Raw genomic sequence first — 13,809 nt, 5'->3', positions numbered from 1 at the left:
ATTATCCCCATGAAACGACTGTTATTCCTGTTCTTATTTTTCCTTTTCACCCATGCGGCGATGGCCGGTGGTGGCAAAGAAGCTTACCGCAATTACTTCCTCGGGTCGTACTATTTTTCGGAAGGAGATTACGGGCGGGCGGAAAATCATTTGCGAAGAGCTTACCAATTGCATCCCAACCAGTACAATTTCGCGCTGGCTTATGCCCTTTCCCTGGGGCAGCAGCAAAAAACCGATGATGCGCTGGAAGTCCTCGGCAGAGGCAAGACCATGCTCAGTACAAGGCATCCTGATTATACCCATCTTGCGAGTTTGCAAAATTTCGTCAACGGGATGATTAACCTCTACGGACTGAGGTACGGCAATGCCATTGCGCCATTGAAGCGAGCGATAGAACTGCAAACGGAGTTGCCCTACCCTGAGGAACGCTCGATTATGCTCAACGCACTGGGTTATGCTCAGGTGATGAACCAAGGTAAAGGTGCCGCCGCTCACGACAATCTGGGCCCCCACTACCACGTACATCGCCGGGATTTGGAGCGCGGAGTCACCAGCTTTCTTGCGGCTTACCGCGCTGATGTGCAAAACATTCAGGCAGCAAAAAACTACCAGCTCCTGGTGGACACGCTCGGGCTAGCATCTGAAATCATCGTTGAAGACAGCGTACTCAACAGAGACGAACGCCAGCTAAAAACCTACCAATACGCCAGCTTGCCCGCCAACGTGCAGCCGCTGTTGGAGTTTATTGATTACGATGAAGTCGTCTTTTTATTAGACATTTCGGGCAGTATGGTCATGGAGGAGGTGAGTTGTATTGGAGAAGATCGCTTTGATGTAATGCGAGAAACTGCGCAGTTGCTTCTCGCGAATTTCGCCGAAGCGACCCAGGTAGGGATTGGCACCATCGGTGGCGACTGTGGTACGGTACCGCGTCTTTGGCACCCAGCGGGCGAGCTGAGTCGTAAAGACCTGGGGTATGCCCTAAAGTTTTTGGTACCGGATGGCACGACCCCGCTGCTCACCATCTTGCAGGAAACCCCCACGCTTTTTACCGATAACCCCAACACCACAAAAGCACTCATTTTCATCAGTGATGGCGAAAACGTGTGCCGCTTGCCGGGCGTAGACATCTGTGAATGGACCAATAGCCTGGCCAGTCAGCAAATCACCATCAATATCATGACCTTCCTGGGGGCCAGCCTGGACAATACCAATGCCTTTGCCGAATATACCTGCCTTACAGAAAACACTTTCGGGCGACTCCTCTACATGGATGGCAACCGCTGCCGATTGGAAGAATACCGATTTGACTTGGTGAAAGCATGTCGATTTGATTTGCCCGAACTGCGGAGAGTTAATTGCTGGGGGGCGGCTACGGAGAATTTGTGGGCGATTTTTCCAGAGTAGGCCGTTTTTTTACCACATAGTTTTATGCGAATAGGGTAGTCAGAAAAACATCATTACGCACTCCCTTTTGGAATCTTTTTAAGCACTACCTTGTTCACCTACCTTTCATTGTTTATTAGTAAAAGCGCCAAATATGCCAATACGTAACTCGGTCAAAGCCATCATTATCCAAGACGGGAAACTCCTTTGTAACAAAAACGAGGACAAGCGCGGTATTTTCCATTGCGTGCCCGGCGGAGGACAGGAATACCAGGAGAGTCTGGCCGAAGCGGTCGTGAGAGAGTGCTGGGAGGAAGCCAGTGTAAAGGTAGAAGTAGGGGAATTACTGTTTGTAAGGGATTATATCGGCCGTAACCATCCAGGGCAGGCACGCCTTCAACACGTACATCAGGTGGAATTCTTCTTCCGCTGTCACCTGCTACCGGGTGCGGAGCCCAAGATGGGAACTGGCCGCGATCATTACCAAATTGGGGTGAGCTGGGTACCACTGGAAGAACTGGCCCAGGCCAAATTTTATCCCTTGGACATGATCCAATGGCTGTTTGATCTGGATGCTTCGGAGCGGCCGGTTTATTTGGGGGATATGGATTAGGAAGTCGGAAGTCGGAAAATGGGAAGTCGGAAGTAATTAGACGCAGAATTTCCGACTTCCCACTTCCGCCCTCCGACTTTGCCCTCAAGAGCGTATCTTTGCGGCAAGCATATACAAGCAACATGAGTAAAGGTCCTGGTAATAATCCTCGTTTTCGGCAAAGTCGTGCCCGCAATGCAGGTCCTGCACCCAAGGTGCAAAGGGATCCGGCAGAGATCATCGGGATGCGCCTCAATAAGTACATTGCCCACAGCGGTATCTGTAGCCGCCGACAAGCAGGCGAGTACGTGAAAGATGGCCTCGTGAAAGTCAACGATGTACTGGAGATCAACCCCGCCTATCAGGTACAGGAAGGCGATGTGATCACTTTCCGGGGTACCGTAGTGCAACCGGAAGAAGAACTCGTATATATATTGTTGAACAAGCCCAGTGGCGTGATCACCACTTTGTCTGACGAACATGGTCGTAAGACGGTGATGGATGTTTTGGCGGGTGCTGTGAAGCAACGAATTTATCCCGTAGGGCGGCTAGACAGGGATACGACCGGACTACTATTGTTGACCAACGATGGCCAGCTGGCCAAAAAACTCATGCACCCCAGTCATGAGGTCCCTAAAGTATACGAGGCAACCTTGGACAAACCGGTCACACCAGAAGATTTGGCGAAGATTACCGCAGGGTTGACCTTGGAAGACGGGCCGGTGAGTGTAGACTGGGTTAATTACCTGAAGCCCGACCAGCAGGAGGTAGTGAGTATGGAAATTCACCTGGGCCGCAACCGCATTGTTCGCCGGATTTTCGAGCACTTGGGCTATCAGGTGGTGAAGCTGGATCGCCCCTATTTGGCGGGATTAACAAAAAAAGACCTACCCCGATCTTATTTCCGCTACCTGACCCCTCAGGAAATTACGATGCTGAAGCATTTTGTTAAGTAATTCCTCGTGCACGCTTTTTATTATTCCTACCTTTGCTGGTAGTTCCCTGAATACAGACTCGACAACATGAACAACCACACTTATGAGTACGATAAGTGCTTGGTATGATATTTCGTTGATTGAGTATATCTACAGTTATGAAATTGAATTCAGCAAAAAATCACGAGCCACAATTTAATATGATGGTTGACGTAAAAATTCTTTCCACGACCAACTCCCGTTATCTTGGCGAAAAAATCGCTGATTATTATGGACAGCCGCTGGGCGACCTGACCATCAAGCGTTTCAGCGATGGCGAAATGCAGCCAGTGATTAATGAATCAGTGCGCGGTGGATTTGTTTTCTTCATTACCTCTACCTACCAACCTCACGAAAATCTTTTCGAGTTGTTGTTGGCGATTGATGCGGCAAAGCGAGCTTCAGCAGGTTACATTACGGCGGTGATCCCCTATTTCGGTTATGCTCGCCAGGATCGGAAGGACAAGCCCAGGGTGCCTATTTCTGCTAAGTTGATTGCCAACTTACTCCAAGCTGCTGGCGCGGACAGGATCATGACCATGGATTTACACGCTGACCAAATTCAGGGATTTTTTGACATTCCGGTGGATCACTTGAAAAGCGAGGCCATTTACCTGCCCTACCTTCAGGAAAACCTGGATATGAGCAACGTGATTTTTGCTTCTCCTGATGTAGGTGGCGTGAAGAGAGCCAGAACCTACGCCAAGCACTTTAATCGCCCGCTGGTTATTTGTGATAAATACCGCAAGCGTGCCAATGAGATTGCCGAAATGACGGTCATTGGCGAAGTGAAAGACGCTGATGTTGTTTTGGTAGATGACTTGGTAGACACCGCCGGAACGCTTTGCCGCGCTGCAGATATCATTATGAAAAAGGGAGCAAAAAGTGTTCGGGCACTTTGCACGCACCCTGTACTGAGCGGCAAAGCCTATGAGAACGTTGAGAATTCTGTATTGGAGGAATTGCTAGTGTGTGACACCATTCCTTTAAAGCAAGCATCAGACCGTATCAAGGTGCTTTCGACGGCAAAACTCTTTGCCCGAGCCATCAGAAATACCCATGAACACCGTTCGATTTCGGCCTTATTTGTAGAGCAGTAAGGAATTTTTAAAAAAAATTGACTCCAACTAACACATTTTCTAGGATTTACCTATCTTTGCGTGCCTTTTTAGGGCCTTTGGTAGACAAGGGTCGTTAATAGATAAAGAATAACTATCATGGAAGCAGTAACTGTTTCAGGACAAATAAGAACGGACGTAGGTAAGAAAGCTACCAAAGCGATTCGTAACGCTGGCGAAGTACCTGCGGTTTTGTACAGCAAGGAAAAGACTATCCATTTTGCTACTACGCAAAAAGCAGTTAAGTCGCTCATCTATACACCTAAGTTCAAGTTAGCAGAGGTAAATGTAGATGGTAATACTTATCGTGCCATTGTAAAGGACATTCAGTTTGATCCTGTTACCGATGATATCGTTCACTTGGATTTCCTCCATTTGATTGATGGTCATCCTGTAAAAGTGGAAGTACCTGTACGTTTCAATGGTACTGCTCCAGGTATGCGCGCAGGTGGTAAGCTATTGCGCCTGATGCGTCGGATCAAAATCAAAACCACTCCTGAGAACATGGTCAATGAGCTATCTCTTGACATCACTTCTTTGGAATTGGGCCAGTCTATTCGTGTTCGTGATATTGCTCCAGTTGACGGAGTAGAAATCATGAGCCCTTCTGGAGCTCCTGTAGGTATCATCGAAGTACCTCGTGCGCTTCGTTCTGCTGCTACTGCAGAGAAGAAAGCTGCTGGCAAAAAGTAAGCACCATTGCTTTGCCGATTTGCAAGGCATTGAAATATAAAAAAGCGAGTATACCCTTCGGTGGTATGCTCGCTTTTTTTTGTTGTGTATACTGTACTTTGGTCGAAAACCCAGCTAAAAAACAAAGCACATGGACCGTTTAAAAATAGCATTATTCCAAGCTGACCTCATCTGGGAACAGGCTGCCGACAATCGCCACAAATTCACCCGCTTGTTTGAGTCCATCGCTCCTGGCACTGACCTCATCGTCTTGCCTGAGATGTTTACGACAGGCTTCAGCATGGAACCCGCGAAGTTAGCAGAAACGATGACTGGAGAGACGGTCGCTTGGCTTCAACAACAGGCGGCCGCCATGAATACCGCCATTACAGGTAGCGTTATCATTGAAGAAAATCGCAACTTCTATAATCGCTTACTTTGGGTATTTCCAAATGGAACAATACGCAGCTACGACAAGCGTCACCTCTTCACTTTGGCCGGAGAGGAGAAGGTATACACGCCAGGAAAAGAACAGTTGTTGGTGGAATACAAAGGCTGGAAAATCATGCCCCTGATTTGCTACGACTTACGCTTCCCGGTTTGGAGTCGCAACCAATTCGACTACGATCTACTGCTCTACGTGGCTAATTTTCCCGACAAACGGGGAATGGCCTGGCGTACCCTCTTACAGGCGCGGGCGATAGAAAATCAGGCATATACCATTGGCCTCAACAGGGTAGGCACTGATGGCAATGGTGCCTATTACGCAGGCGATTCCTGCCTGGTGAATTATGACGGAAAAATTAGTCAGCATCTTCCTCCCAGAGAGATGGTTGCGCAATTTGAGATCAAGAAGGAGGAACAAGCTACCTTTCGGAAGAAGTTGGCTTTTTTGCCAGATCAGGATGAATTCAGCATTCATGGATCTATCCAGAGGGATTAAGCATCATAAAAAAACGGTAGCAGATCACTCTACTACCGTTTTTTCAATAACTGAAAGCAGCTGATTCTAAGCTTTCTTTTTCAAGTTCAACGCCAGCCCCAGCTCATCCAGTTGCTCCTTGGCTACGCCGGAAGGGGCATCGATCATCATATCACGGCCTTGGTTGTTTTTCGGGAAGGCGATAAAGTCGCGGATAGAACTTTGTCCGTTCATTACGGCGCACAAGCGGTCGAAACCGAAAGCGATGCCTCCGTGCGGAGGAGCACCATACTCAAAGGCTCCCATCAGGAAGCCAAACTGCTCTTCGGCTTCTTCCTGAGTAAACCCGAGCAGTTTGAAGTTTTTCTCCTGCAGCGTACGGTCGTGGATACGAATTGAGCCCCCACCAATTTCCGAGCCATTGATAACGAGGTCATAAGCGTCTGCCCGCAGGGCTTTCATGGTTTCGTGGTCGCCATTGAGCATCCGCTCCATGTCTGCTTTTTTCGGACTGGTGAAGGGGTGGTGCATAGCGTGGAACCGCTCTGCCTCTTCGTCCCACTCCAGGAGCGGAAAATCCACTACCCACAATGGCTTGAAAACGCCCGGTGTCATCAGATTCAACTGGCGGCCCATTTCCAGGCGCAGTTCTCCCATCTGCTTGCGGGTCTTTTCTTCTTCTCCACTAAGTACCAGCAGTAGATCGCCGGGTTCGGCACCGAATTTTTCGGCCCAGGCTTTAAGGTCTTCCTGATTGAAGAATTTATCTACTGATGATTTGAAAGTGCCGTCTTCATTGCATTTGACGTAAACCAGCCCTTTGGCACCAATCTGCGGGCGCTTCACCCAATCGGTCAGCGCATCCAACTGCTTGCGCGTGTATTCGGCCTGGCCTTTGGCGCAGATACCCACTACCAATTCAGCGCTATCGAAAATAGCGAAGCCTTTGTTTTGCGCCACTTCGTTGAGGTCGGTAAGCTCCATCCCAAAGCGCACATCGGGTTTATCAATACCATAGCGACGCATAGCTTCGTCGTAGGTCATGTGCGGAAAATCGGGCAAATCAATCCCTAAAGTATGCTTGAAGAGGTGCTTGGTGAGTCCTTCAAAGGTAGCCAGTACCTCGTCTTGGGTAACGAAAGCCATCTCGCAGTCAATCTGGGTAAACTCCGGTTGGCGATCCGCCCGCAAGTCTTCGTCGCGGAAACACTTCACGATCTGGAAATAGCGATCAAAACCACCTACCATCAAGATTTGCTTGAAGGTTTGCGGGCTTTGAGGCAGGGCGTAAAACTCACCCTGATTCATCCGGCTAGGCACCACAAAGTCGCGAGCACCTTCCGGGGTACTTTTGATCAGGAAGGGGGTTTCTACCTCCACAAAGTTTTGGCTATCGAGGAACTTGCGTGTTTCCAGGGCCAGTTTGCTGCGGAAGATGATGTTGCTTTGCAGTGGTCTGCGTCGCAAATCGAGATAGCGGTATTTCATCCGCAGGTCGTCACCACCATCCGTTTCTTCCTCAATGGTGAAAGGAGGAACTTTGGAGCTATTTAAAATAGACAACGACTTTACTTCGATCTCGATGTCTCCAGTGCTACGATTGGCATTTTTATTGGTACGCTCGCGCACCAAACCGCTGGCCGTAATTACAAACTCACGACCGAGTTTACGGGCCTGCTCGCACAAAGCAGCATTGTCTTCACTATCAAAAACCAGCTGGGTGATGCCGTAACGATCTCGCAAATCCACAAAAGTAAGGGCTCCAAAATCGCGGCCTACCTGTACCCAGCCACTCAGGGTTACTTCTTGTCCTACATCAGACATGCGGAGCTCGCCGCAATTGTGTGTACGATACATGAGTTATAATTTTGCTGTTGGCGGTTTTGCGCCAAGCAGTTGATTTAAAGCTTAAAGACCGCAAAAGTAAGAATAGTTCCGGGCTATAACGGCATGTCTATGGGTTTATTTGTGGTACCGGACATAAAGGATGGAAGCCGTTCTGCTCCATAGCGTCGGGTTTGAAACCCAACGCTATGGAGCAGAACGAACAGCCTGGTACCAAGGAACGACGGTATAGCCCCAAATGATCAATTCAACTGATCCAGCCCTCCCAACACAATGGCACAAGCTTTCCTAATTTCTTCTTCGGTGATGATCAGTGGTGGGGCGATGCGCAGACTACGGTCATTGAAGAGAAACCAATCGGTGATCAGCCCTTGTTCCAGGCAGTATTTGATGACCGTTTGCACCTCTTCAAAACTGGCCAGCTCTACCGCCAGCCACAGGCCGGCACTTCGTACATCCAGGATGCGGGGATGCTGCAACAACTGCAAAAACAACTGCTCTTTGGCGGGTACTTGAGCCACCAGGTTTTCATCGAGAATGGTCTGTAGTGTCGCCAGTCCTGCCGCTGTTGAGACGGGATGGCCACCAAAAGTGGTAATGTGCCCCAAAATAGGATCACTGGCCAGGGTGTGCATGATGGCTCGGGGAGCGACAAAAGCACCAATGGGCATACCGCCACCCATGCCCTTGGCAATCAAGAGAATGTCGGGAACAACATCGTATTGCTCAAACGCCCAGAGGGTACCCGTGCGGCCGTAGCCCGCTTGTATTTCATCGAGAATAAGGAGCGCGCCTACCTCGTCGCAGCGCTTTCTAACAGCCTGCAGCCAAGCTTTATTCGGTTTGCGGATACCCCATTCGGCTTGCACCGTCTCCAGGATAACAGCTGCTGTTTTGGTCGTAATTTTAGACAAGCAAAAATCACAGTTGAAATCCAGATGCCGAATGCCAGGCAGTAGCGGATGAAATGCCTGGGTAAAATCTTTGGGCCACATCAGGCTGGCGGCTCCCTGCGTGCTACCGTGGTAGGAACGGGTAGCGGAGAGGAACTCGTGCCGCCCGGTATATCGTTTGGCCAACTTCATGGCGCCCTCGGTGGCTTCGGTGCCGCTGTTGGTGAAATAGACGCTATCCAAAGGAGCGGGGAGTTGCGCGGCAATCAGGCTTGCCAGCTGCACCTGTGGGGCCAATACAAACTCACCGTACACGATGGTATGCAGGTATTTGTCCAGTTGTTCTTTAGCTGCCGTTACCACTTTGGGATGGCGGTGCCCGAGGCTGCTCACCCCGATGCCGGCAATGAGATCAAGGTAAGCTTTCCCCTCCCGGTCGTAAAGATACATGCCTTCGCTAGCAGCAATTTCCAGTCCAAGTGGGAAATCACTGGTTTGAGCAACATGAGCAAGGAAAAGTTGGCGTAAATTGGGCATAATACGGTTCTGTCTATATTTTAGGATGACAGTGCAAAGGTACAACTGCTTGTTGGGTATTGTTCAATAAGTCGGCCAGTATACAGGGTTCCAACTTTTTATTCTCACCAAATTTTAAGTGGCAAAAAGAACTTAACTTAACGCATCTTTTCGAGCAAATTGAACGTTATTGCAATAAAAAAGGGCGAATACCCCCAATAACCATTCTTCAATTATCTACTAGTGTTGAGGTCACTGCTTCCCATTACTGCTGTTCTTCTACTTTTGGCTTCCTGCCAGGGGGATACTGTTCGCAGGGTGGATTTTGCTATTCAAGGGATTGATGTGTCCCGCTATCAACTGGCTATCGACTGGGAGCAGGTAGCACAACAAGATATCCACTTTGCCTTTGTAAAAGCCACCGAAGGAGCTACGCATTTAGATACGCTTTTTCAGGAAAACTGGTCTGCCATTCGCGACGCAGGCTTACGTCGTGGGGCTTATCACTTTTTTCGACCAACAACCGACCCTCTGGCTCAAGCTCAACACTTTATTGATCAAGTAGAACTTCTTGACGGCGACCTCCCTCCTGTTTTAGATATTGAAGTGCTAGACAACAGCCATCCGGCCCTGCTCATCGTTTCTTTAAAAATCTGGCTGGACGCGATCTATGAATATTATGGCGTACGCCCTATCTTGTACACCAATCTCAAATTTTACAACAAACATCTCGCTGGTCATTTCGACGAGTATCCATTATGGATCGCTCGTTACAATGACGAGGAACCAGTGCTGGCTTGTGGCCGCGATTGGCAATTCTGGCAATACGGCAACCGAGGAAAGATTGCCGGAATTGATGGTTATGTTGATTTCAATGTTTTTGCTGGTGACTGGCTGGAATTGGACCAGCTCTCTTTTGGTCAACACACCGTACTAAGCTTAAACTAAAGTTAATACCCACTTAAGGCTGGCTTCATCTTCTAATCGCACCTTTGCGATGTCAATCATTGTTTTCTTGCTGTATTCAATTTTAAGCTTTTATCCTATACTGTAGCCCTTTTTGCTGTGTTCATGCGTCATGGAACACAGCTTTTTTTTGCCCGCTCCAGTCGGGTGCAGACTTAGGAATCTGTTGCAAAAGCTGATTGCGAAAACGATGGTAATGCACTTCGATGGTATGCCGCTGGCTACGGGTAAACTCTTTGGCGATAAAATCGCTGTCTTTTTCCGCTAAAGCGCCCAGGTTGGCTGGCCTTTGCCAACGCCCTGTTACATAACTGGCCGCCAACTTCGCCTGTAGATCACTAAGTGGCCAGATGGCCCCTTGCGGCTGAAAAAGGCCAATAAAAACCAAACTCGGGTATTGCTCGTGGAACATCCGCAGGTAGAGTGGAATACGATCAACGTCTTCGTAATTGATAAAATCTTTCTTAAAAAACGGCAGGGTGATTTTGTAGCCCGTCGCAGCTACGATGGTATCATATTCCTCTTGCCGACCATCCTTGAAGGTAATTTCCTTCCCTTTGATGCTGGCGATCCCGGAACGAGGATGCACTTTGCCATGCCGTATTTTGTACAACAACTCTGAATTGAGGGTAGGGTGGGCGGCAGTGACTGGAAAATCGGGTTTAGGCAGATCGTAGCTTCGATAATCTCCCACCATCAACTTCAAGGTAAGGCTACGCATGAGGTTGCCCAGTGGCTTGGGCGGGTAGGTGATGACTTTGTTGAACGTATCGGTGGGTTTCCCCAGAAAGAACTTTGGAATGATGTACTGCGCCCGACGGATACTGATGGCTGCGTGTTGGGCGACCCTACTGATCTCTACCGCACAATCACAGCCGGAATTCCCTGAACCAATGACCAAGACTCGCTTGTCTTTAAAAGGCGCATTGTTTTTGTAAGCGTGCGCATGCAAGTACTCTCCAGCAAACGCCGCCTCTACCCCTTCGGGATGACGTGGCACATTGTGATGTCCATTGGCAACAAAGAGATAATCAAAAACCTGGGCCTCTTGTCCATTAATTTGTAGCTCCCATTGTTGGTTATCCAAAAGGGTTGCAGCGGTTATCCGACTATTGAATTGAATATAGGGATACAAGCCAAAATGCCGCGCATACGATTGAAAATATGCCAAGACCTGCTCGTGAGAAGGATAATCGGGATAGTCTTCCGGCATGGGAAAATCGACATAAGCCGACAATGTTTTGGAAGAAATGATATGGGTCGTTTCGCACACACTGGAATGAGATAGCTGAGGGGAATAAATCCAATTGCCTCCTACTTCGTCATTTTGCTCAAAACAGACCACTTCTTCTACACCAGCCTGCAATAAATTTTTCAGCGCGGTAATACCAGAACAGCCTGCACCGATGACTGCTACCCTTGGGGGATTCTTCATCTTTTAAGGTTGAAAGTTTAGTACAAAGATAAAAACGCAGCTTGGATTCTGATAAGCGGGTACCGGCTATTGGTGTTCTTCCTTTTTTAAGTACATATCACTACCTTGGCATAATGAATGAGCAGCTAAAACAAAAATTCGGAACCGGACCAGTTTTTTTTACCGCCATCTCTACTATTCTTGGCGCGATCATGTTTTTGCGCTTTGGCTTTGCTGTGGGGAGTGTAGGTTTTCTCGGCACGATTGCCATTATCGTGATTGGCCATGCCGTGACGATTCCTACCGCAATGGCTATCGCCGAAATCGCCACCAACCAAAAAGTAGAAGGAGGGGGAGAGTACTATATCATTTCCCGCTCGTTCGGGCTGGTGATCGGCTCTACCATTGGTTTAGCGCTCTACCTTTCACAAGCGATCAGCGTGGCTTTTTACATCATGGCTTTCACGGAAGCTTTTAGTACCGGCATCGACTGGCTGACCAGCAGCTTCTACCTTCCCGCCTGGGGAATATGGCTACTGGAGCAGAAACAACTCATCAGTGTACCCGCTTTGCTTTTGCTCACGATGATAGTGCTCACCAAAGGAGCAGACTTGGGCGTAAAAGCCCTCTATGTCGTAGTAGCTACCCTGGCCATCAGTATGATTGCTTTCTTTGCGGGCAGCACCGATTACGAAGCCAGCCACCGCCTCGACCCAATGGCCACCATCTACAACACCGAAGTCATTGACGACACAACGATCATTGCACGACCTAATCCGGCGGTTGATGACGACAGTACGACCATCTTGAACCAGGTGCCCATAATTGAGGCCCAGCGTACCCCCGCCGACCCTTCCAGTCCGGGTTTACCCATCGGTTTTTTCACCGTATTCGCAATCATTTTTCCGGCTTTTACCGGTATGACTGCGGGGGTGGGCCTCTCTGGCGACTTGCGTGATCCTGGACGGTCTATTCCGCTAGGCACCTTGGCTGCAACTATTGCCGGCATGTTTGTCTATTTTTTGATTGCTTACAAGCTGGCCGTATCTGCCAGCCCTGAAGATTTGGCCGATACCTCCAAACTTATTATGGCCGACATTGCCATCCAGGGATGGTGGCTTATTCCCGTAGGTTTGGCAGCTGCTACGATCTCTTCGGCGCTGGGTTCCATCATGGTGGCTCCGCGTACATTGCAGGCGATTGCCCGGGATAAAATATTCCCCACACCAGCCCTAAATCGCTGGATATCGGTAGGCAAAGGCAAAAACGACGAGCCTTACAATGCTTCGGTGATCACGGTCATCATTGCGCTTATTTTCATTTCCATGGGGGCTATTGATAGCGTGGCAGAGGTGATTTCGATGTTTTTCATGGTGACCTACGGATCGCTTTGTTTGATTTCTTTCCTCAATCACTTTGCGGCCGACCCCAGCTACCGGCCCAAGTTTCGCTCCAAGTGGTTTATCTCACTGTTTGGGGCCATTGCTTGTTTTGGCTTGATGTTTTTTATGAACACGACCTACGCCTTGCTAGCGGTTGTCTTTATCATTGGTCTGTATTTTTTAATTTCTTCCTTCAACCCTGACAAACGCAGTATTGCCGTCATTTTCCAGGGAGTGATTTTCCAATTGAGTAGAAGGCTCCAGGTATTCCTGCAAAAGGCCGATAAAGAAAAAGGCAACTGGCGACCTTCTGCCGTAGCCCTTACCAGCGACTCCTTCCAACGCTTGGGCGCATTTGATATGCTGCGCTGGATTGCTCAGAAATACGGCTTTGGTACTTATATTCATCAAATCAAAGGCTATTTATCGCGGCAAACCAACCAGGAAGCCAAAGACATCAAGGAGCGGTTGATCCGGATGGGGGAGGCCAGTTCCAGTAATATTTATGTGGACACACTGATCAGTCCTTCGTACACTTCCAGCGTTGCACAAGTGATCCAGTTGCCGGGAATTGCGGGGACCGAAAACAACCTCTTGCTATTAGAGTTTTCAAAGCATGCTCCTGATGACCTGGACGACATCGTTGACAACTTCAAACTCATCCGTTCCGTAGATTTTGACGTGGCCATTCTGGCCAGCTCAGAGCGGGGTTTTGGTTTGAAAAAAGAAATCCACATTTGGCTCACCAGCAAAGATTTTGACAATGCCAACCTGATGATTTTGCTGGCCTACGTGCTGTTGGGGCACAAAGATTGGGGGGAAGCAGAAATCAAGATATTCGCCCTTTACCCGGAAGCCACCTGTGAGGTAGAGCGCCAACATTTGTACCAACTGATCGAAGCTGGCCAGTTGCCAATATCTACCCAAAACATTGAAATTATCGCCCGCGACCCCAACCTAGCTACCCTCAATGTCATCAACGAAAAATCCCGTGATGCCGACCTTACCATTCTAGGTTTCCGAGAAGAAGTGGTCAAACATGACGGCAGGGAAGTTTTCCTGGGATACAGCAACATTGGTAACATTTTATTTGTTAATGCCGTAGAGCAAAAAGAAATCAAATAGCAAG

The 13,809-nt window shown here is 48.8% G+C and carries 11 protein-coding genes; 8 read left to right on the top strand and 3 right to left on the bottom strand.

What is annotated here, in order from left to right; translation table 11 throughout:
• Positions 1 to 9: 9 nt before the first annotated feature.
• From AB0L18_RS08380 to AB0L18_RS08355, 6 genes are all read left to right on the top strand, one after another.
• Positions 10 to 1,407 (top strand): VWA domain-containing protein, encoded by a 1,398-nt coding sequence (locus AB0L18_RS08380; RefSeq protein WP_367392139.1) that lies wholly within the window; start codon positions 10 to 12, stop codon positions 1,405 to 1,407.
• Between the two features lie 133 nt (positions 1,408 to 1,540).
• Complete coding sequence (locus AB0L18_RS08375; RefSeq protein WP_367392138.1) at positions 1,541 to 1,999, top strand: NUDIX domain-containing protein; 459 nt, start codon at positions 1,541 to 1,543, stop codon at positions 1,997 to 1,999.
• A 122-nt stretch (positions 2,000 to 2,121) separates the two neighbouring features.
• The gene (locus AB0L18_RS08370) at positions 2,122 to 2,934 is read left to right on the top strand and encodes a pseudouridine synthase (protein ID WP_367392137.1); all 813 of its coding nucleotides are present in this window, start codon (positions 2,122 to 2,124) and stop codon (positions 2,932 to 2,934) included.
• 179 nt (positions 2,935 to 3,113) lie between these two features.
• Positions 3,114 to 4,052 carry a ribose-phosphate pyrophosphokinase gene (locus AB0L18_RS08365; RefSeq protein ID WP_367393138.1) on the top strand — a complete coding sequence of 313 codons (939 nt, stop codon included), beginning with the start codon at positions 3,114 to 3,116 and terminating at the stop codon, positions 4,050 to 4,052.
• Between the two features lie 117 nt (positions 4,053 to 4,169).
• Positions 4,170 to 4,763 carry a 50S ribosomal protein L25 gene (locus tag AB0L18_RS08360; protein WP_367392136.1) on the top strand — a complete coding sequence of 198 codons (594 nt, stop codon included), beginning with the start codon at positions 4,170 to 4,172 and terminating at the stop codon, positions 4,761 to 4,763.
• A 130-nt stretch (positions 4,764 to 4,893) separates the two neighbouring features.
• Positions 4,894 to 5,685, top strand: a complete 792-nt coding sequence (locus tag AB0L18_RS08355; RefSeq protein WP_367392135.1) for an amidohydrolase — start codon at positions 4,894 to 4,896, stop codon at positions 5,683 to 5,685.
• Positions 5,686 to 5,751: 66 nt separating this feature from the next.
• Here the strand turns inward: AB0L18_RS08355 and aspS are convergent, their stop codons facing one another.
• Complete coding sequence (aspS, locus tag AB0L18_RS08350) at positions 5,752 to 7,521, bottom strand: aspartate--tRNA ligase (protein ID WP_367392134.1); 1,770 nt, start codon at positions 7,519 to 7,521, stop codon at positions 5,752 to 5,754.
• Positions 7,522 to 7,751: 230 nt separating this feature from the next.
• Positions 7,752 to 8,939: an aspartate aminotransferase family protein gene (locus AB0L18_RS08345; protein WP_367392133.1), complete on the bottom strand. Its 1,188-nt coding sequence runs from the start codon at positions 8,937 to 8,939 to the stop codon at positions 7,752 to 7,754.
• A 222-nt stretch (positions 8,940 to 9,161) separates the two neighbouring features.
• On the opposite strand from AB0L18_RS08345, the gene AB0L18_RS08340 reads away from it, so the two are divergent.
• Positions 9,162 to 9,866, top strand: coding sequence for a GH25 family lysozyme (locus AB0L18_RS08340; protein ID WP_367392132.1), 705 nt, complete (start codon positions 9,162 to 9,164; stop codon positions 9,864 to 9,866).
• Between the two features lie 121 nt (positions 9,867 to 9,987).
• Here the strand turns inward: AB0L18_RS08340 and AB0L18_RS08335 are convergent, their stop codons facing one another.
• Positions 9,988 to 11,319, bottom strand: coding sequence for a flavin-containing monooxygenase (locus AB0L18_RS08335; protein WP_367392131.1), 1,332 nt, complete (start codon positions 11,317 to 11,319; stop codon positions 9,988 to 9,990).
• A 113-nt stretch (positions 11,320 to 11,432) separates the two neighbouring features.
• Here AB0L18_RS08335 and AB0L18_RS08330 point away from each other — a divergent pair, with 113 nt between their 5' ends.
• A complete protein-coding gene (locus AB0L18_RS08330; protein WP_367392130.1) occupies positions 11,433 to 13,805 on the top strand; it encodes an amino acid permease in 2,373 nt (790 codons plus the stop codon).
• Positions 13,806 to 13,809 lie beyond the last annotated feature (4 nt).

The organism is Lewinella sp. LCG006 (genome assembly GCF_040784935.1).
Classification (GTDB): Bacteria; Bacteroidota; Bacteroidia; order Chitinophagales; family Saprospiraceae; genus Lewinella.
The sequence above is the reverse complement of the archived record's forward strand: the minus strand, read 5'-3'. Positions and strand labels throughout refer to the sequence as shown.